This window comes from Bacillus sp. FJAT-26390, from assembly GCF_001682865.1.
In the GTDB taxonomy this organism is placed as follows: domain Bacteria; phylum Bacillota; class Bacilli; order Paenibacillales; family Paenibacillaceae; genus Pristimantibacillus.
Map to the genome: position 1 here is coordinate 49,678 of NZ_MAQX01000022.1, position 19,405 is coordinate 69,082.

15 protein-coding genes are annotated in these 19,405 nt (G+C 49.0%); 11 read left to right on the top strand and 4 right to left on the bottom strand.

Annotation, left to right across the window (positions count from 1 at the left end):
- Positions 1-47 precede the first annotated feature (47 nt).
- The 6 genes from A7975_RS17460 to A7975_RS17485 all read left to right on the top strand — a co-directional run bounded on the left by A7975_RS17460 (position 48) and on the right by A7975_RS17485 (position 9,250).
- Positions 48-1,574, top strand: coding sequence for a leucyl aminopeptidase (locus A7975_RS17460; RefSeq protein ID WP_065385966.1), 1,527 nt, complete (start codon positions 48-50; stop codon positions 1,572-1,574).
- Between the two features lie 447 nt (positions 1,575-2,021).
- Positions 2,022-2,729, top strand: a complete 708-nt coding sequence (locus A7975_RS17465) for a DNA alkylation repair protein (protein ID WP_065385967.1) — start codon at positions 2,022-2,024, stop codon at positions 2,727-2,729.
- Positions 2,730-2,874: 145 nt separating this feature from the next.
- A complete protein-coding gene (locus tag A7975_RS17470) occupies positions 2,875-3,843 on the top strand; it encodes an acetylxylan esterase (RefSeq protein ID WP_065385968.1) in 969 nt (322 codons plus the stop codon).
- A gap of 319 nt (positions 3,844-4,162) precedes the next feature.
- Positions 4,163-7,078, top strand: coding sequence for a 2-oxoglutarate dehydrogenase E1 component (locus A7975_RS17475; RefSeq protein WP_065385969.1), 2,916 nt, complete (start codon positions 4,163-4,165; stop codon positions 7,076-7,078).
- A 6-nt stretch (positions 7,079-7,084) separates the two neighbouring features.
- Positions 7,085-8,299 (top strand): 2-oxoglutarate dehydrogenase complex dihydrolipoyllysine-residue succinyltransferase, encoded by a 1,215-nt coding sequence (gene odhB, locus A7975_RS17480; RefSeq protein WP_065385970.1) that lies wholly within the window; start codon positions 7,085-7,087, stop codon positions 8,297-8,299.
- Between the two features lie 303 nt (positions 8,300-8,602).
- Positions 8,603-9,250, top strand: a complete 648-nt coding sequence (locus tag A7975_RS17485; protein ID WP_065385971.1) for a helix-turn-helix transcriptional regulator — start codon at positions 8,603-8,605, stop codon at positions 9,248-9,250.
- A gap of 37 nt (positions 9,251-9,287) precedes the next feature.
- Here the strand turns inward: A7975_RS17485 and A7975_RS17490 are convergent, their stop codons facing one another.
- Positions 9,288-10,286, bottom strand: coding sequence for an NAD(P)/FAD-dependent oxidoreductase (locus A7975_RS17490; protein WP_065385972.1), 999 nt, complete (start codon positions 10,284-10,286; stop codon positions 9,288-9,290).
- Positions 10,287-10,473: 187 nt separating this feature from the next.
- Here A7975_RS17490 and A7975_RS17495 point away from each other — a divergent pair, with 187 nt between their 5' ends.
- Complete coding sequence (locus A7975_RS17495; RefSeq protein WP_065385973.1) at positions 10,474-12,369, top strand: PAS domain-containing protein; 1,896 nt, start codon at positions 10,474-10,476, stop codon at positions 12,367-12,369.
- Here A7975_RS17495 and A7975_RS17500 read toward each other — a convergent pair.
- The 3 genes from A7975_RS17500 to A7975_RS17510 form a co-directional block, all read right to left on the bottom strand.
- On the bottom strand, positions 12,364-13,584 hold the full coding sequence (locus A7975_RS17500) for an MFS transporter (RefSeq protein ID WP_065385974.1): 1,221 nt from the start codon (positions 13,582-13,584) through the stop codon (positions 12,364-12,366). The genes A7975_RS17495 and A7975_RS17500 overlap by 6 nt on opposite strands.
- Before the next feature lie 54 nt (positions 13,585-13,638).
- Positions 13,639-14,067 carry a MarR family winged helix-turn-helix transcriptional regulator gene (locus tag A7975_RS17505; RefSeq protein ID WP_065385975.1) on the bottom strand — a complete coding sequence of 143 codons (429 nt, stop codon included), beginning with the start codon at positions 14,065-14,067 and terminating at the stop codon, positions 13,639-13,641.
- 97 nt (positions 14,068-14,164) lie between these two features.
- On the bottom strand, positions 14,165-15,025 hold the full coding sequence (locus A7975_RS17510; RefSeq protein WP_176707756.1) for a helix-turn-helix transcriptional regulator: 861 nt from the start codon (positions 15,023-15,025) through the stop codon (positions 14,165-14,167).
- 170 nt (positions 15,026-15,195) lie between these two features.
- Here A7975_RS17510 and A7975_RS17515 point away from each other — a divergent pair, with 170 nt between their 5' ends.
- The 4 genes from A7975_RS17515 (at position 15,196) to rpmG (ending at position 19,110) form a co-directional block, all read left to right on the top strand.
- The gene (locus A7975_RS17515) at positions 15,196-16,323 is read left to right on the top strand and encodes a Gfo/Idh/MocA family protein (protein WP_065385976.1); all 1,128 of its coding nucleotides are present in this window, start codon (positions 15,196-15,198) and stop codon (positions 16,321-16,323) included.
- A 5-nt stretch (positions 16,324-16,328) separates the two neighbouring features.
- Positions 16,329-17,402 carry a Gfo/Idh/MocA family protein gene (locus A7975_RS17520; RefSeq protein WP_065385977.1) on the top strand — a complete coding sequence of 358 codons (1,074 nt, stop codon included), beginning with the start codon at positions 16,329-16,331 and terminating at the stop codon, positions 17,400-17,402.
- A gap of 265 nt (positions 17,403-17,667) precedes the next feature.
- Positions 17,668-18,918 (top strand): GTP-binding protein, encoded by a 1,251-nt coding sequence (locus A7975_RS17525; protein WP_065385978.1) that lies wholly within the window; start codon positions 17,668-17,670, stop codon positions 18,916-18,918.
- A gap of 42 nt (positions 18,919-18,960) precedes the next feature.
- Entirely contained in the window at positions 18,961-19,110 is a 150-nt protein-coding gene (rpmG, locus tag A7975_RS17530) for a 50S ribosomal protein L33 (protein ID WP_053377650.1), read from the top strand.
- The last annotated feature ends 295 nt before the right edge of the window (positions 19,111-19,405 follow it).

Below are 19,405 nucleotides of genomic sequence, written 5' to 3' on the forward strand. Positions count from 1 at the left end.
CAGGATACATACATGGATATATCGACTAAGAAAGCGAGGGAATACAAATGAGTGTTCAATTCACATATGGGGTTCGCGGTACAGAACAAGCGGTTAATGATGCAGTCATTCGTTTTGTCAGCAAGAAAGAGCTTATTCAAGGAGGAACGGCTGTACCGATCGTACAGCCGCAAATCGATGAAGCGCTAAGAGGGCTGAATGCGAAAGGATTGTTTAAGGCTGAGCCGGAGCAAACCGAGATCATCGCAACGCTAGGCCTTTATCCGGCAGCCTACATCGTATTTGTTGGGCTTGAGCAGGATGGCGGGGCTACAAGTCTGCGACTTGCGGCAGCGGCAGCAGCCAAAGCGCTCAAAAAACTGCGTGCTGAAACGGTTCAGGTGCTGCTTTCAGAATCGCTGCTCGCGTGTACTGCTAATGCTAAGCTTGGAGCCGATCGTACGGCGCAAGCGCTGACCGAGGGTCTGCTGCTCGCGCTTCATGCGCGCGAGCCGCTGAAGCGCGAGCAGAACGAGCGCTTTTCGCTGAAGGAGGTCGCTTTTGTGCCTCAGGGAGCAGCTATAACCGAAGGAGACGCCGAATTATGGAAGCAAGGTATCGCCAAAGGCAAGCTGTTTGCCGAAGGCGTTCACTTAGCCCGCGATTTGACCAACTTGCCAGGTAATGACCTAACGCCTGAGCGCCTTGCTTATCATGCGGAAGAGATGGCCAGAGAGCTTGATTTAGAGATTGAAGTCATCGACGAGTGGAGTGCGGCTGAGCAGCGAATGGGCGGCTTGTTAGGCGTAGGCCAAGGCAGCATAAATCCGCCTCGCATGATCGTTATTCATTATAAGGGAGATCCAAGCACGGAAGAGGCTTGGGGGCTGATCGGCAAGGGCATTACGTTTGATACAGGCGGCATCTCCCTGAAGAGAGCCGAAGGCATGCAGGAAATGATCTCCGATATGGGCGGAGCGGCTGCTGTGCTTGGAGCGATGCGCGTTATTGGCGAGCTGAAGCCTGCCATCAACGTAATCGCGGTCATTCCAACTGCTGAAAATATGCCTTCTGACCGCGCGATTAAGCCAGGCGACGTGCTTCGCATGATGAGCGGCCATACGGTTGAGGTCGTAAATACCGATGCCGAGGGCAGATTGGTGCTGGCCGATGGTCTAACGACCGCCATTACAAGGGGCGCGACCCGTTTGGTAGACGTGGCTACGCTCACTGGCGCAGTTTCGGTAGCGCTTGGTAGTCAAGCAACGGGCGCTGTGACCAATAATGATCAGCTATTCAAGCAGGTACAGTCGGCATCGGAACGTTCGGGCGAGAGAATATGGCAGCTGCCGTCTTATCCGGAATATAAGAAGCAAATCAGAAGCGATGCGGCTGATCTGAAAAACAGCGGAGGCAGAGAAGCGGGTACGATTACCGGCGGGCTGTTTATCGGACATTTTGCAGAGGGACTGCCTTGGGTGCATCTTGATATTGGCGGAACGGCTTGGCTCGAATCAAGCAGAGGCTGGGAGCCTAAAGGCGCTACCGGCGTCATGGTTAGAACCTTAATTGAATTGATCATCGATCAAGAGTAAGCAGAGTGGAAAGGGTTAGTATGCTTAAGGATATCCTGCTGCCTAGGCGGAGATTGCCCGAACAGCGGCATGACTTGCATACGGCTGTTATCCTGCAACTATGATCGGAAATTTACTGGGGGTCCGCTGCTTGCAGCGTACCTCTTGGGCGCTAAATCGGATGCATTCGGCATAGCGCTTGCTTGCGATACCGGCTTTTGCTAACCTTGTCCAGCTCACAATTGCTTTTTATATGCATCGCTTTGAGATTTCCGTTCCTTATTCTCATACGTCATGCTCGATATTGTTAAACGGAACTACACATGAGTAACGGTTATACAACGATACAGATGATCGTAATGATGATCAGTGATTATTACTGGGGTAATTGAAACAGCAAATATGCGACGCGGACGCTGCTTAGAGGGCGCTTCCGATCATTGCGGCCGCGAGCAGGAGGACAAGCCTATGACTTATGAAGAGGTAATGCAGGAGCTTGAGCGTCTTGGAACTGAACAAACAAAGATGACCTTTATCCGGCACGGTGCGATGGAGCCGATCTTCGGCGTGAAAATCGGCGATTTGAAAAAGCTTGTTAAATATGTGAAGAAGGATCAAGAGCTGGCGCACAAGCTGTATGACTCCGGAAACAGCGACGCCATGTATTTGGCCGGACTTACGGTCAATCCAAAAACGGTAGCGAAGGAAACGCTCCAGCAGTGGGTGAAACAAGCCCAATGGTACGCGACTGCCGAATTTTCGGTAGCAGGGGTAGCTGCTGAGAGCGCTTATTCTCATGAGCTTGCGATGGAGTGGCTACATTCATCCGAGGAAATGATCGCGACCTGCGGCTGGAGCACCTATGCGAATTATATTTCGCTGACACCCGATGAACAGCTGGATTTGGATGAAATCCGGGAGCTGTTGAAGCGGGTTCAGCATACGATCCATACGGAGCAGAACCGCGTTCGATATACGATGAACAGCTTCGTCATGGCAGTTGGCATTTACATCGAGGAGCTTCGCGAGGATGCATTGGCAGCCGCTGCAAGCATCGGCAAGGTGCATGTGGATATGGGCAAGACGGCATGCAAAGTTCCTATGGCAGATGCATATATCAACAAGGCTGTATCCATGGGCAAGGCGGGCATTAGGAAAAAAACCTGTATTTGCTAATGGGCATGCAATGCTGCTCGAAGCGGAATTAGATATGGATGAAAAAAGCTCTTTCTTTTGCATATCGATTGCGAAGAAAGGTTTTTTTTTGAGCGAAAATGAGGAGCAGGAACGAAAATACGCAACGGAATAGGGGTATACTGAGATGAATGCAATTAATCGTCGCAAAAAGGATTGGTTAGCGTATAATCCACCAGCAACCATTGGCTCGGACGAGCTGGACAAGTACTGGCTGAATACGTTGTCCCGTTATGAACAGAAGCCGCTCGAAATCGCTAGAGAAACGCTGGATACTCCTATTACGTCGGTAAGGACTGAGCGATTAACGTACAAAGGCAGCGACGATACGCTGATTCATGGCTTGTATATCGTTCCGAGGCAGGAACAAGGCTTGGGAGGGAAGAAGCTTCCTTGCGTCGTTATCTATCAGGGCTACACAAATGACAAAGGACTGCCGGAGCGTTATGCAGCTTGGCTTCTGCTTGGGTATGCTGTCTTCGCAGTCGATGCGCGCGGACAAGGTGGAGAAACCGGCAATTTGCTAACCGCAAGCGAAGGTGCGGTAAAAGGCTGGGTTTCGCAGGGAATCGCAAGTATCGAGCAAAGCTATTACCTTGCTATATCGATGGACGCAGTAAGAGCGGTCGATGTGGCTGCCCTTCAGCCAGAGGTGGATGATACCCGAATAGCTGTTGTAGGCGCAAGCCAAGGCGGCGGCTTGGCGCTGCTTGCTGCCGCGCTTAATCCGAAAGTAAGCGCGGTTGTGTCTGATATTCCGAACATGTGCCATATGGATTACGGCATCATGCATTCAACAGGCTCGCTTGCCGAAATTGCACATTATATTAAGCGGTATCCGGAACGATTGGATACCGTGCTGACGACGCTTGCCCATTTCGATTTATTAAATTTGGCTGAGCGCATCAAAGCGCCTGTCTTTCTGTCAGTCGGCTGGAAGGACACCGTTTGTCTGCCGGAGACGGTTTACGCCGTATATAATCGGATTCGTTCTCATAAACAGCTGAATGACTACCCATTTTCTGGCCATGAAGTGAGCGAATATCAGACTCGGTCGGCTATTCTATTTTTGCAGGAAGCGTTCACAAGGCTGTAGCCTTCGGATTCCATGGCTTCTGGATGCTCTATCCAATTGATGCTCGCTTGATTGTCCGAGAACGACAATCAATGCTTTAAATGGATGATATCAATGCCAATAAGGTCATGGAAGGTGAGCGTACTATGTACTAAAATATAAGGGAGCTATTAATAGGTATCCAAAAGACAGCTACGAATGATGGTATCTTATAATTACCATGCACATAAGAGCAATTTGGAGACGGTTTGAGCAAGTGCAAGTTGGCGGGCATGTATGGCGAGCTTCGCCTTAGAAAATAATAGGATGGCAATGAATAGAGAGGGTGGAATTTTCTGCAATGAGCAACCATGATGAGCGTAATTATTCGCCTTGGCAAAGCTACTATGGCCCCAATCTTGGGTATGTGCAGGAGCAGTACGAACGTTTCTTAACCGATCCTGATTCCGTTGAGTCAACGGTTCGTGAGCTGTTTGAACGTTTTGGAGCACCGCCGGCTGTATCAATTGGAGCAACACCGAGCACATCGGCTAAGCCAAGCGAGCAAAAGGCTGCAACAACTGCAGCGGCGCCTGGTCCGATTGATTCAAATATGTTGAAGAAGGTTGTGGCTGCACATCAGCTTATGCTGAACATACGCAGATACGGCCATTTAGCTGCGGATATAGACCCGCTCGGCCTTAGCCCTGCAGCAGACACGAAGCTGCTTGAGCCAGAGACCTTTGGGCTTACGAAAGAAGATTTGGCCGCTATTCCAGCTTCGCTTATTTGGGATAATGCGCCGGCATCGATCTCAAATGGCTGGGAAGCTATTAGCCGCTTGAGAGAAATTTATACCCGTTCGGCGGCGTATGAATTTACACATATTCATGATGAGAACGAACGGAACTGGCTTAACAAGCAAGCGGAATCGGGAAGCTTCCCAGCGCCGCTGTCAGCTAGAGAGCGTTCGGCTCTGCTTGAACGTCTTATGGAAGTTGAATATTTCGAGAACTTCCTTCACCGTACATTCGTTGGACAAAAACGCTTCTCGATCGAAGGCGTTGATATGCTCGTGCCTGTTCTGGACGAAATCGTCCGTGCAGTCGCGCATGACGGAGCAAATAACATTCTAATGGGCATGGCGCATCGCGGTCGTCTTAACGTTCTGACGCATGTGCTTGGCAAGCCTTATGAGAAGATTTTCTCTGAGTTCCACCATGCGCCAAACAAAGAGCTTATCCCGTCTGAAGGGTCCATGGGCCTTAACTACGGCTGGACTGGCGACGTGAAATACCACTTGGGGGCAGACCGGGCCGTGAAGGAAGGCGAAACGATTCGTGCGAATCTTACCCTTGCCAACAACCCGAGTCACCTTGAATTCGTAAATCCGGTTGTCGAAGGCTTCACGCGCGCCGCGCAAGAGGATCGCAGCAAGCCGGGTATGCCGGAGCAGGATCCGTCAAAAGCGGTTACGATCTGCGTTCACGGCGACGCAGCATTCATCGGCGAAGGAATCGTTGCCGAGACGCTTAACTTCAATAAGCTGGAAGGCTACCACAATGGCGGTACTTTGCACATCATTGCGAATAACCGACTTGGTTTTACAACGAACAGCATCGATTCGCGTTCGACTCATTACGCAAGTGATTTGGCGAAAGGCTTCGATATTCCAATCGTGCACGTAAATGCGGATGAGCCGGAAGCATGTTTGGCGGCAGTACGCCTCGCATGTGAATACCGTCTCCGCTACAATAAAGGATTTGTTATCGATTTGATTGGCTACCGCCGTTTCGGTCATAATGAAATGGATGATCCGGATGTAACGCAGCCGCTCATGTACTCGAAGGTTCGCAGCCACCCAACCGTAAGCGTGCTTTACAGCGAGCAGTTGAAAGGCGAGAAAGCGATCACGGATGCGCAAATTGAGGAGCTTCGCGGACGTACGAACGGCAAGCTGCAAGCAGCCTACGATGCGATGAAAGCAAACGAAGGCAAACCGCAAATCCGCGGCGAGCAGCAGAAGTCGGTGCTTCCAGCTGGCGAAGAGGCTCGTACGGCAGTGCCGCTTGAGACGCTTCGCGACATTAACCTGGAGCTGCTTAACCGTCCGGAAGGCTTCACGGAATATACGAAGCTTCAACGGATTTTGCAGCGCAGAGCTTCTGCCTTGAACGATGGCGAGAAAGTGGATTGGGCGCATGCAGAGACGCTTGCATTCGCAACGATTCTCGCAGACGGTACGCCAATTCGTCTAAGCGGCCAGGATTCAGAGCGCGGAACGTTCGCGCATCGCCATATCATGCTTAATGATAACGCGAATGCAGCTAAGTTCTCACCACTGCATATGCTGCCGCAAGCGAAAGCATCCTTTGCTGTTCATAACAGCCCGTTGTCGGAAACGGCAGTGCTAGGCTTTGAATATGGCTATAACGTATTTGCTCCTGAAACGTTTGTGATTTGGGAAGCGCAGTACGGTGACTTCGCTAACGTTGCACAAGTTATCTTTGACCAATTCATCTCGGCTGGCCGTGCAAAATGGTCGCAAAAATCAGGCATCACGATTTTGCTTCCGCATGGCTATGAAGGCCAAGGTCCGGAGCATTCCAGCGCAAGGCTGGAGCGTTTCCTTCAACTATCGGCTGACAACAACTGGACGGTTGCGAACTTAACATCGTCCGCTCAATACTTCCACTTGCTGCGTAAGCAAGCATCGCTGCTAGGCACAGAGCAGGTGCGTCCGCTCGTACTTATGGCGCCTAAGAGCTTGATCCGTAATCCGCGCGTCGCATCCCACGGCGTTGAATTCAGCGAAGGCTCCTTCAAGCCGGTGCTGCCGCAATTCAGCCTAACGGAGCCGAAGGAACAGAAGGATAAAGTGAAACGGCTTCTGCTTTGCACAGGTAAGGTTGCTATTGATATCGAAGAGGCGCTTTCATCTACAAACGCTGAGGATTACGAGTGGCTGCGCGTTGCGAGAGTGGAGCAGCTGTATCCGTTCCCTCACGCAGAGATCGAGCGCATCGTGAAGCAATTCGACAAGCTGGAAGAAATTATATGGGTACAAGAAGAGCCGCAAAACATGGGCTCGTGGAGCTTCATGGAGCCGCGTTTGCGTGCGCTGGCACCTAAGAAGGCAGCCGTTCGTTATGTGGGCAGACCTGATCGCTCGAGTACAGCAAGCGGACACCAAGAGGTACATGCCGCTGAACAAAAATGGATTATTTCGACAGCTTTGAACGGCAAACCAGTTGAAACAAGTTTGATTAGGGGGTAATGACTAATGGCTGAAATTATAGTACCAGAATTAGGCGAGTCCATATCTGAAGGAACAATTACGAAATGGTTCGTGAAGGAAGGCGACTCCGTTAGTCAGGGAGATGTCCTGCTAGAGCTTGAAACGGATAAAGTTAACATTGAAATTAGCGCTGACAACAGCGGCGTTGTATCCCGCATTGCGAAGCAAGACGGAGACGTTGTACTTGTAGGCGAAGCAATCGGTTCGATCGGAGAAGCAGCAGGCGGCGCGTCCGCACCTGCGGCACCGGCAGCAGTGCCGGCAGCGGTTGCTGCCCCTGCGGCACCGGCAGCTCAAGTGGCAGCGCCTGCGGCTCAGCCGTCGGCTCCTGCAAGCGATAGCGCAGCAATCAATGCTTCACCAGCAGCTCGCAAGCGTGCTCGTGAGCAAGGCATTGATCTATCCGCGCCAGGACAAGCTCCTGCACCAGCGGTAGCAACACCGGTTAAATCCGCTCCGCTTACACAAGCTGAACCAGCTAGTGCAAGCAAAGATGCGAAGCCGACAGAGCGCAAACGGATGTCCCGTCGCCGGGTTACGATTGCAAACCGCCTAGTTGAAGCACAACGTACGGCAGCGATGCTGACAACTTTCAACGAAGTGGATATGACTGCGATTCTTGACTTGCGCAAACGCCGCAAACAAGCGTTTTTTGAGAAAAATGATGTGAATCTAGGATTTATGTCGTTCTTCACGAAAGCGGTAGTTGGCGCGCTGAAAGCTTTCCCACTTCTTAATGCGGAAATCGACGGCGAAGACATTATTACGAAAAAATTCTTTGATATCGGCATTGCCGTATCTGCTAAAGAAGGCCTTGTTGTACCGGTCGTTCGTGATGCAGATCGTCTAAGCTTTGCTGAGATCGAGAAAAATATCGTTGAGCTTGCCGGCAAAGCAAGATCGAACACACTTGCGATCTCTGATCTGCAAGGCGGCAGCTTCACAATTACGAATGGCGGCGTATTCGGCTCCTTGCTGTCTACACCAATTCTTAACGCGCCGCAAGTTGGTATTCTCGGCATGCACAAAATTCAAATCCGTCCGGTAGCGATCGATGAGACCCGTATGGAAAACCGTCCGATGATGTACATCGCATTGTCATACGATCACCGTATCGTAGACGGCAGCGAAGCTGTTCGTTTCCTCGTGATGGTCAAAGCGCTTCTTGAAGATCCAGAAGCACTTCTTCTTGAAGGCTAATCATAGATAGTTCAATAAGAGCCGCTCTTGAAGTAGAGAAATCTACTTTAGGGGCGGTTTTTTTGGCTGCGGTTAAAATAGTGTCGAAAAATAATCGGAAGATCGATTTTGGACAAGGAGATCTATACTTTCGCAACCGGTATTTTTCGATATGTGGTATACTCCTACGCGACTAGCGTTGGTCTGTTTTCTTTATAAAAATAGCGGCTGCTTGGAGACATTGTTTTTAGAAAGTGTTATTATTGCAGTATTCTTCTTTAGCAAGCGACGCACAAAATGGTCATTATCGGAAGGTGATTAGAAATGGCTGCTATTGGTCAAGGCCAGCTATCAACAAGAGAATACATTGTTCAGCTACTAAAAACGAAGGGCAGCCTAAGCATCAAGGATCTGACTGAAGAATTAGGCATAACAGTCATGGCTGTCAGACGTCATATACAATTGTTGGAGAAAGAGAAACTTATATCGTCCGAAACGGTGAGGCAATCGATGGGCAGGCCGACGGCGGTATATCGCTTAACGGAGCATGCCGGGAGCTTATTCCCGCATAAATATCATTCATTAACGCTGGAGTTATTGGACGAGCTCTCCGATCAATTTGGCAATTCGGCTGTAGAATCGCTCTTCGAAGGGCGTAAAAATAAAATGGCTCATAAATATGACCAAAGCATGTTAGGCAAAGGACTTACGGATCGGGTTTTGGCGCTTGCCGAAATTCAGAACGAAAACGGTTATATGGTCGAATGGGAAAAAATCAATGACGATGAATTTATAATTAAGGAAAACAATTGTCCAATCGAGCAAGTCGCGACCAAATACCAGCATGCATGCCAATGCGAGCTGCAATTGTTTCAATCGCTGCTTGGCGATGCAGAGGTGGCGAGGACGGAGTGTCTGGCCAAGGGCGGGCAGCGATGCACTTATTCTATCAAAAAGAAAAAAGAACAGTGATCAGCCGTCTAAGGCCGCTCACTGTTCTTTTTATTCGTTAGCGCTTCATGCTGCTGCTATGTCCCGGCGAGAGCTTGGCGGCAGGATCCAAATAAACCTTGGCATTGTTGATGGCGGTAGGCGCTTCTCCGAAGCCAACGGCGATAAGCTTTAGTTTTCCCGGATAGCTTGTAATATCTCCCGCTGCAAAGATGCCCGCAATATTCGTCTCCATTCGGGTATTCACCAGGATGGACCCGTTCTCAATGTTTAATCCCCATTCTGTAATGGGACCAAGCGAGGAGACAAATCCAAAATTCACGATAAGAGCGTCACAAGCAAGCTTTGTTTTTTCGCCTGATTTGACATCCGTAATCGTAATCTCTTCTATTTGCTCTTCTCCATGCAGCTCGGTTATTTCCGCGGGCGTTACGACCTTCACCTTGGATTTCAACAAATTTTCTACGCTGTGCTCATGCGCCCGAAACTTGTCGCGCCTGTGAATCAGCGTCACTTCTTTTGCAATTGGCTCAAGCATGAGCGCCCAGTCGACAGCGGAATCGCCGCCGCCATTGATGACGACCCTTTTTCCTTCGTAAAGCGATAAGTCCTTTATAAAATAGTTCAAATTGGCATGCTCGTATCGTTTGGCTTCGGGAAGCTCCAATCGACGCGGCTCGAAAGCGCCAACTCCACCGGTTATAATAACAGATTTGCTGTAATGGACCGCTTTATCGGTAACGATCACAAAGTGATGCTCTTCTTTTTTGATCACTTGAAGCACTTTTTGCTCAAGGCATACCTGTACGGGAAAATGGTTCATCTGCTCATCCAGCTGCTCGACAAGCTGCTGCGCGGTCACTTTCGGGAATCCAGCTACATCGTATATGTATTTCTCTGGATATAAAGCGGCAAGCTGCCCGCCAAGCTGAGGCATGCTGTCTATGATTTTTACGCTTGCTTGACGCATGCCCGCATAAAACGCAGCAAACATCCCAGCGGGACCGCCGCCAATAATGGTGATGTCCGTAAATGTATTTGAGGATTCATTCGTCACTGAAGTTTCTCTCCCTTGATAATTATATATATTATATAAAAATATATAATAAATGTACCTTATGGGCAAGAACGTGTCAATGAGCGGCGTGAATGCTGCATTTTCATGGGGGAAGGAAAAACGCAATTGCAACTATTAAAATTCTATTCCATTTAAATTGGGGGGTGCAGCAGGAAGCAGGCTAGCGATGTTGAAAGTAAACAATCAGACGAAGCTATTTGCTTGGATGAGGTGGGAAACCTATATGAAAATAGTTGGAGTAGGCGAGCAATTAAAAGAGAGTGAAGAAAGATACCAGCATCTCGTCGATATGCTTCCAGACGGGCTTATCGTTTTGTTGAAGGGTGAGATTGTTTTTGCCAACCGTGCATTTCGAAGCATGATCGGTGCGAGCAAGGATAACGATATCATCACCAATCACATGAGCAAGTTTGTTCATCCCGATTTTTTGGAGCAGTTTAATGCAAACATTAACTTTTTGATACGAGAAGACAACCCATCTAATTTTATATATTACAAGCTGCTCCGACTCGATCTAGAGATCGTAGAGGTGGAGCTCAGAGCGGTAGCGGTAAAATTTGACGGTATGCCGGCCGTTCAGCTTATCATTCATGACATATCCGACCAGATCAGGATGGAAGCATCCCTGCATGAGAAGGATTATATGTACAAAAGCTTGATGGAAAACGTCGTGGCAGGCGTATTTGTAGGACAAAAGCATAAAGTCGTCTACGCGAATCCGTATTTGGCCGAGCTGTATGGGTATACAGAGGAGGAGCTGCTTACGCTCTCGCCTTTTGATTTGGTGTCCAAGGAAGATATTATTCAAATTACAAATGATGTTCTGGATGGCATGATGAACGGAATCGATCAATTTCCTCTCAAATTAAAAGGCACCAAGAAAGACGGAAGCATCATCTATTTGGAAGGGAACAGCTCGATTATTATGTTTAACGGTCATCCTTCCTTGCTCGGCACCTTGCAGGACGTTACCTTTAAGCGTGACAAGGAAAAAACGCTGAGCGACAGCGCAAAGCTCTATCAGAAAATAATTAAATTTGTTCCCGAACCCATCATGCTGAGCGATCAAGGCACGATTCTTTATGTAAATAGGCTGGCGATGCAGGTAATGGGAATAAGCGATACCGCACATATTATTGGCAAAAGCTTGCTTGAGTTGATCCATCCATACGGGCATGATACGCTCTTGGAAACGATGGAGAATATAACGTTTTCGGATGATCCGACGCCGTTTCAAGAACGAGTGATTATAAGGCCGGATGGGCAGCATATCGATGTGGAGCTATCAAGCATCCGAATTAACAATTACTTGGGCAAGGATGTTATGCTCACCGTCATTCGTGATTTGACCGACCGCAAACGCTCGGAGGAGTTGCTAATTCGTTCGGAAAAGCTGTCGGCAATCGGACAGCTTGCGGCAGGCGTGGCGCATGAAATACGCAACCCCTTGACGGCGCTTAAAGGCTTTACTCAGCTGCTCAGCGCAAAATATCCGGAGACGCCGCATTATTTTACGATTATGGCGAATGAAATAGACCGGATAACACTGATCGTAAATGAGTTTATGACGTTAGCGAAGCCTCATTTTACGCAGTTTAATTACGAGCCGCTTGAGCCTATTTTGCAGAGCGTTATTTCGATATTGGAGACGCAGGCGATATTGTTAAATGTGGAGCTGAAGGTTGTTTACGATCAAACGAGGCCATCGGTCTATGGGAACGTGGATCAGCTCAAGCAGGTATTTTTGAATATTATTAAAAATGCGTTAGAAGCGATGCCGCAGGGCGGCGTGGTAGCTTTGTCGGTTATGACGATGGAGGACGGCTACGTCCATATTCGGATAAAGGATGAGGGTTCAGGCATACCGGAGGAATTAATCAAGAGAATTGGTGAGCCTTTCTTAACGACGAAGGAGAAGGGGACTGGGCTTGGCATTATGATCAGCACGCGCATTATTGAAGCGCACAAGGGTACGCTTCAACTTAGCAGTGCTCCCAATGAAGGGACAGTCGTCGAGATTACATTGCCCGTTCAGAACAACCATTTGGAGCTGAATTTATGATACATAAGCCTCTTCGCTGGCTGCATTCGTCAACCGTTTGCGCTTGTGATGAAGCGTGAAATAGATGATCGATGAAGAGGCGATAATAATAGCGCAGAAAATATACATCACTCTGTAGCCATAGTTGGATGCAAGTGATCCAAGCGTATAAGAGCCTATGCCGTATCCAAGATCAAACAGCAGGTAGAAGGTTGCCGTGGCGAGTCCTCTGCGGTGAGCAGGGGCAGCAAGTACCGCAATCGTCTGGAAGCAAGGCAGCAATGCCCCGTACCCAAGGCCGATAACAGCACCAGAGACGAGCAGCAGCACTGGCGAGCTGGCTTGGCTGAGCAGAAGCATGCCAATCGTGAATATGGCAATGCTAGGATAGACGATAACATGCTCGCCTACGCGGTCGAGCAATTTGCCGACAATCGGACGCGGCAAAACAATCATGATGCCGAAGCAAACGAAGAAATAGCTGGCATATTGATCAATGGCCTGTTCGTGAGCATAGACGGACATAAAGGTAACTAAGCCGCTATAGGCGAACGCGACAACAAATCCGCTAAACGCAATCGGAACGGCTTTTTTCTCGATAAGATCACGCCAATGCAGCTTGCTTTTGGATTTTTTTGGTTGAGCCTCTGCGGCAGCAGGTACCTGCTTGTCAGCCTTGCGCCTAGTTGAAGCGCCAAGCACAAATGCGATCAGCGAGCAAACCGCGCATAAAGCGAACATAGCGGTAAAGCCGCCATGCGTCGTTATCGTTAATCCGACAAAAGGTCCGATGACCATTGCGAGGCTCATGAACAAGCTGAAGTAACTAATGCCTTCTCCTTTGCGATGCTCAGGGATGATGCCGATCGCGGTCGTATTGGTGGAAGTGGTAGCAATCGCGAAGGTGCCTCCGTGAAAAAAGCGGACAAGCAAAAGCATGGCATAGCCAAAAACGCCTAAGTATGCCATCGAAAATAATAAAAATAGCAATAAGGAAATGACGACGATCTTATGCTCGCCATATTTGGACATAAGCTGTCCGGCAAAGGGACGAAGCAGCACGGAGGCGATGACGAATACGGTCATGGACAAGCCTGCTTGCGTATCAGAACCGCCGAGTCCGTTCGTCACATATACCGACAACGCGGTCGCCAGCGTATAAAAGGAGAAAAATAGAAAAAAACTGCTTAAGCATATTTTTATGAAGTCAGCGCTCCATAATTTGTTGGTGTTCATTAGGTGTTCCCCTCTCAGTTGGCAGCGTTGCAATGGGTTTATGAAGCCGGGAGCTTACATGGGCTGCTCCACGTTGTTTTTAATTTTAGCCATGAAGCTCATAAATGCTTGAATTTCTTCTTCGCTAATATCCTTAAGCATCTGCGTCACTAAATTAGCCTCGATCGGCGCGAGCGCATGAGCATTCGTTCTGCCATTTTGGGTTAAGTAGAGAAGCTGTGATCTCCGATCTCCCGGATTTGCTACGCGCCTTACGAGCTCTTTGCGCTCCAGCTGATCCACTAATCTCGTTATGTTGGCAGGATCTTTATCGGTGCGGTGTGCCAAATCTTTATGCGTAATGCCGTCATGCTCATCTAGGCACATAAGCAGCGACCATTGCTCAGGCGTAACGTCGTGCTCTTGAAAAAGCTGCTGCAGCTTATGGTTTAGCTTGCGTCCCGTATTGCTGATGACATAGCCTACGGACTGTTTGAATTCCACTTGCGATCACCTGCTCCATTCATTTAGTTGATATAACAATAATACGCTTATCAATTAAATGGGTCAACTGCTCCAATCGAAAATTTCCAATTGGAGTTTATTGCTGGCCAGCGGAAAGCAGTTGATGCTGCTTGCGATATTGTTCGGGTGTCAATTCGGTATGCAGCTTAAAGGCGCGGCTGAAATGAGAGGGATGTTTGAAGCCGACCTCGTATCCGACCTCGGTTATCGGCTTGCCGCTGTCAATGAGATCGATTTTGGCTTGATAGATTCTGCGCAGCATGAGAAACTGGAAGATCGTGCTGCCGGTAACCTCTTTAAACGTTTTGGCCAAATAAAATTTGCTTAAATGAAGCTCCGTTTGAATGCCCTCAAGCGTGATATCCTCGCCGTAATGAAGCTCAATGTAGGAGATGATCGCCTGCACATGCTGCTCCTTGGAGGAGGGGAATGTAGGTTTTTCATTAAGCGGCTTCTGGCAATGCTGATTGATCAATATTAACAAGTCGAGCATCCTTGCCTGAAAACGCTGCTGCGAAAAGGGATCCTGCTGATCGTATAATTGGCCTAGCTTGAGGAGGATTTCCTCAACCTCGGCCTTCTCCGAGCCGCGCAGCTGCAGTCTGACGTTTTGAAGCTTCTGGAACGGCTCCAGCAGGTCGGCAGCAAACAGAGGCTGAATAAATTGTTTGAAATAAAAGGGGTCAAAGTGGAGGATCGAGCGGACATATTCCTCGCTTGGGTCGACATTTGCCCGGTGCAGCGTCATTCCGTGCATGAGCAGCAGATCGCCTGGCTCAAGAACGTGAATGCGGTCATTAATCAGATAATTGACCTTTCCGGCATGAAAATAATAAATTTCATAATGAAAATGGGTATGGTATGGAATTTGAGCGCTAAAGTCTGAGCTTGTACCCATCGTGTAAGGCAAGCTAATTTGGTGCTGCGTGCTCATCATTTTGCCTCCCCTTGTAAATACCCTCATTATACACCAACCACAGTCAAATAAAAGCGCAAACAGGATAATGCGAATGAAGCCGGCGCGAGCTTGAAGTGCTACCATAAAAGCAGGTTCAAATGAGTGGGAAAAGCAGTTACTAAACTTTCAAATAAAGGGGCGGCATTCGAATGCAGATCGTTCGTTTAGGTATTATCGGGCTTGGAAATATGGGCAAGGGGCATATCGGATACTTACTTAAGGGTGAGGTGAGCGGCGTTGAAGTTACAGCTGTCAGCGACAGCTTGCAGCCTAATCTGCAATGGGCCAAAGAAAAGCTAGGCGATCAAGTAGGCTTGTATGCCGATCCGTATGAAATGATGGATTCCGGCTTGATTGACGGCGTTCTAATCGCTACGCCGCATTACTCGCATCCAGAGCTTGCAATCGCTTCCTTTGAGCGCGGCCTGCATGTGCTTTGCGAGAAGCCGGCTGGCGTCTACACGAAGCAGGTCCGTCAGATGAACGAGGCGGGAAGCAAGGCAAATGTGAAATTCAGCATGATGTACAACCAACGGACAAATCCGTTATATGTGAAGCTGAAGGAACTGATTGATGCCGGAGAGCTTGGCGAGGTAAAACGGACCAACTGGATTATTACGAACTGGTACCGCTCACAAAGCTATTATGATTCCGGGACTTGGCGCGCAACATGGGCTGGCGAAGGCGGCGGCGTGCTGCTCAATCAGGATCCGCATCAGCTTGACCTGTGGCAGTGGACGATCAGCATGATGCCAAAACGCGTCCGTGCATTCTGTTATTTCGGCAAGCATCGCAATATCGAGGTTGAGGATGACGTGACCGCTTTCGTAGAATACGAAAATGGCGCAACTGGCGTATTCGTTACGACAACAGGCGAAGCGCCGGGCACGAACAGGCTCGAAATAAGCGGTGATCGCGGCAAAATCGTAATCGAAAATAATACGTTAACCTTTTGGCGGCTGCGCGTGTCTGAGTCTGAATTTAATAAAAGCTTTACCGGCGGCTTCGGGGAGCCGGAATGCTGGAAATGCGAGATTCCGGTTAAAGGCAGCTATCCTGATCATAAAGGGATTACGCAAAACTGGGTAAATGCGATTTTGTTTGACGAAGCATTGATCGCTCCAGGCGAGGAAGGCATTAAAGGGCTGATGCTTTCCAATGCGATGCTTCTCTCTACTTGGACCGATAATTGGGTTGACCTTCCGATTGACGAAGAGCTGTTCCATCAGCATTTGCAAGAGCGGATTTCAAATTCATCTTATCAGAAGGAGGACTAACGGCTATGAGCAAAGCAGATGGCATGAAATACGCGCCAAAAGGAAAACCGAATCGGGTAGTAGAGGACGGACAATTCGTAATCGCCGCCGTTAGTCTCGATCATGGTCATATTTATGGAATGTGCAATGGGCTCATGGAAGCGGGAGCCACTTTGAAATGGGTGTATGACCCCGATTCTGCTAAGGTAGAGGCGTTTATTCGCCAGTATCCGCGGGTGCAGGCGGCTGACTCGGAGGAGCAGGTGTTGGCAGATCCCGAGGTTCAGCTAGTAGCTGCTGCCGCGATTACCTCGGAGAGAGGACCGCTTGGCGTTCGCGTGATGCGAAGCGGCAAGCACTATTTTACGGATAAAGCGCCATTTACGACGCTAGAGCAGCTCGAGGACGCGCGTGTCGCTTTCTCCGAGACAGGCAAAAAATATGCCGTGTATTACAGTGAGCGACTGCATGTGGAGAGCGCCGTATATGCCGGTCAGTTGATTGAGCAGGGCGCAATCGGACGTGTCGTGCAGGTGATTGGACTTGGGCCGCATCGCTTGAATGCAGCGTCAAGACCGGCATGGTTTTTTGAGAAGGAGAAGTATGGCGGCATTATTTGTGATATCGGATCGCATCAAGTTGAGCAGTTTCTATATTTTACAGGCAACCGCAATGCCACCGTCGTGAACAGCAAGGTCGCTAATTATGCAAATAAAGACTATCCGGAGCTTGAGGATTTTGGCGATGTGACGCTTGTGGGGGAGAACGGGGCAACCGGTTATTTACGTGTGGACTGGCTGACACCAAGCGGTCTTGGCACATGGGGCGACGGCAGGACAGTCATTCTCGGAACGGAAGGTTATATCGAAATGCGTAAGTATATCGATATTGCCCGCGAGAAGGACGGCGATCAGCTATATCTGGTTAATGCCGATGGCGAGCAGCATTTGAAGCTGGGCGGCAAGGTGGGTTTTCCTTATTTCGGTCAGCTGATACTTGATTGCTTAAACGGAACGGAGCATGCGATGACGCAGGAGCATACGTTCAAAGCGGCAGAGCTGTCGCTGCTGGCTCAGAAGCATGCAACGAAAGTAGAGTAGCGTCATAACGAAAATAAGTGAGGTTTGCGGAGCTGTCTTCGCGGTCATTGACCGGGGACAGCTTTTTTTAATGTACATGATACGCAGAAGGGGCGAGTGGAGGTTTTATTTGTAATGGTTACTATCTTGACGGGCTTGGGTGCTGCTGCTATACTGTTTAAAGCGTAATTATTACTATTAGTCGGCGGGACCGATTTTTTCTTTACTGTATAATCGTAATAATTACGCTTAATTATCAAACAAGAATAGAATTGAGGAGCAACCGATGACTGTGAACCACACATTAAATAACGAAGTATACAATACAACGAACCAAATTCCAGTTACCGTATTGAGCGGTTATTTGGGCGCCGGCAAGACCACGATTATGAATCATGTGCTGAACAATCGCGATGGTCTTAAGGTCGCTGTTATCGTAAATGATTTAAGCGAATTGAATATCGATGCCAGCCTCATTAAGGAGGGCGGCGGCTTATCCCGGACAGATGAGAAGCTAGTCGAGATGTCCAACGGCTGCATTTGCTGCACGCTGCGCGAGGATTTGCTGAAGGAAGTCGAGAAGCTGGCGAAGGAAAACCGGTTTGATTACATATTGATTGAATCGACTGGCGTCGGCGAGCCGGTGCCTGTCGCTCAGACCTTTACGTATATCGATGAAGAACAAGGCATTGATTTGACTTCATTTTGCAGGCTTGATTGTATGGTAACGGTCGTTGATGCGTATCGCTTCTGGCATGATTATTCGTCAGGCGAGACGCTGCTGGAACGCAGTCAAGCCGTGGGCGAGGACGACACGCGCGAGGTCGTTGATCTGCTGATCGATCAAATCGAATTTTGCGACGTGCTTATTCTGAACAAGTGTGATCTTGTCGGCGAAGAGGAGCTGGCGGAGCTGGAGGGGGTTCTTCGAACGCTGCAGCCTCGCGCCAAATTCATTCGCACTGCTAACGGCGAGGTCGATCCAAAGGAAATATTGTTTACTTCTTTGTTCAATTTTGACGAGGCTAGCCAATCCGCTGGCTGGATCAAAGAAATGGAAGCACCGGCACATACGCCTGAAACGGAGGAGTACGGCATATCCTCCTTCGTCTATGAGCGTGCAAAGCCGTTTCATCCGCTGCGCCTTATGGAGTGGATGGAGGAATGGCCGGAGGAAATTGTGCGTGCCAAGGGAATGGTATGGCTTGCGACGAGAAATGATTTCGCTCAAACCTTAAGCCAGGCCGGTCCTTCCATCCAATTCGGGCCAGCGGGCAAGTGGGCGGCTGCACTGCCTGAAGCGGAACGCGAGTCCATTTTGCAAGAAGATCCCGGGCTTGCGAGCATTTGGCATGAGGAATACGGCGACCGGATCAATAAAGTCGTATTTATCGGCATCGAAATGAATCGGGCGAAGCTGATCGATTCACTGGATCGCTGCTTGTTGAACGACGCGGAACTGGTGCTCAATTGGAATGAATTCCAAGATGAATTCCCAAATACAGCAAATGTCCAGATGGAGTCATCCGTTCATTAGAAAGCATTATCTGCAATGAAATTCGATTAGGAGGTGAACATGGTGAGAGTAATCGTAACGCTTGCTTGTACAGAAACGGGCGACCGCAACTATACAACAACAAAAAACAAAAGGACAACGCCGGAGCGGCTCGAGGTTAAAAAATACAGCCCGCGGCTTAAACGGGTTACCGTTCATAGAGAAACAAGGTAATAGCAGCGATGAGACGACTGGACGATCACGTCCGGTCGTTTTTTTGGCTGAACGGATACATAGCCCTTTTTCTACATCTGCTTGCCGCAAGCAGGAGGAAGAGGCGGCCAGTAGCTGCAGCGACATAGCTGTTTAAATGATAGGGGCTGCTAGTTTATTTGGATAGCTGGCTTGAGCATTAAGCTACACTGTATTTAGTGCAGCAGAAAGGTGCAAATGGTGGAGCTGAGGAGCTTACACAAGGCAAGATAAGTTTAGGAGCAGTAGCTATGCCGCTTGGAACGCAGGAACTTAT

Coding starts and splice junctions, on each gene's coding strand:
- A7975_RS17460 (WP_065385966.1), top strand. CDS start 48: ATGAGTGTTCAATTCACATATGGGGTTCGCGGTACAGAACAAGCGGTT.
- A7975_RS17465 (WP_065385967.1), top strand. CDS start 2,022: ATGACTTATGAAGAGGTAATGCAGGAGCTTGAGCGTCTTGGAACTGAA.
- A7975_RS17470 (WP_065385968.1), top strand. CDS start 2,875: ATGAATGCAATTAATCGTCGCAAAAAGGATTGGTTAGCGTATAATCCA.
- A7975_RS17475 (WP_065385969.1), top strand. CDS start 4,163: ATGAGCAACCATGATGAGCGTAATTATTCGCCTTGGCAAAGCTACTAT.
- odhB (WP_065385970.1), top strand. CDS start 7,085: ATGGCTGAAATTATAGTACCAGAATTAGGCGAGTCCATATCTGAAGGA.
- A7975_RS17485 (WP_065385971.1), top strand. CDS start 8,603: ATGGCTGCTATTGGTCAAGGCCAGCTATCAACAAGAGAATACATTGTT.
- A7975_RS17495 (WP_065385973.1), top strand. CDS start 10,474: ATGTTGAAAGTAAACAATCAGACGAAGCTATTTGCTTGGATGAGGTGG.
- A7975_RS17500 (WP_065385974.1), bottom strand. CDS start 13,584: ATGAACACCAACAAATTATGGAGCGCTGACTTCATAAAAATATGCTTA.
- A7975_RS17510 (WP_176707756.1), bottom strand. CDS start 15,025: ATGATGAGCACGCAGCACCAAATTAGCTTGCCTTACACGATGGGTACA.
- A7975_RS17515 (WP_065385976.1), top strand. CDS start 15,196: ATGCAGATCGTTCGTTTAGGTATTATCGGGCTTGGAAATATGGGCAAG.
- A7975_RS17520 (WP_065385977.1), top strand. CDS start 16,329: ATGAGCAAAGCAGATGGCATGAAATACGCGCCAAAAGGAAAACCGAAT.
- A7975_RS17525 (WP_065385978.1), top strand. CDS start 17,668: ATGACTGTGAACCACACATTAAATAACGAAGTATACAATACAACGAAC.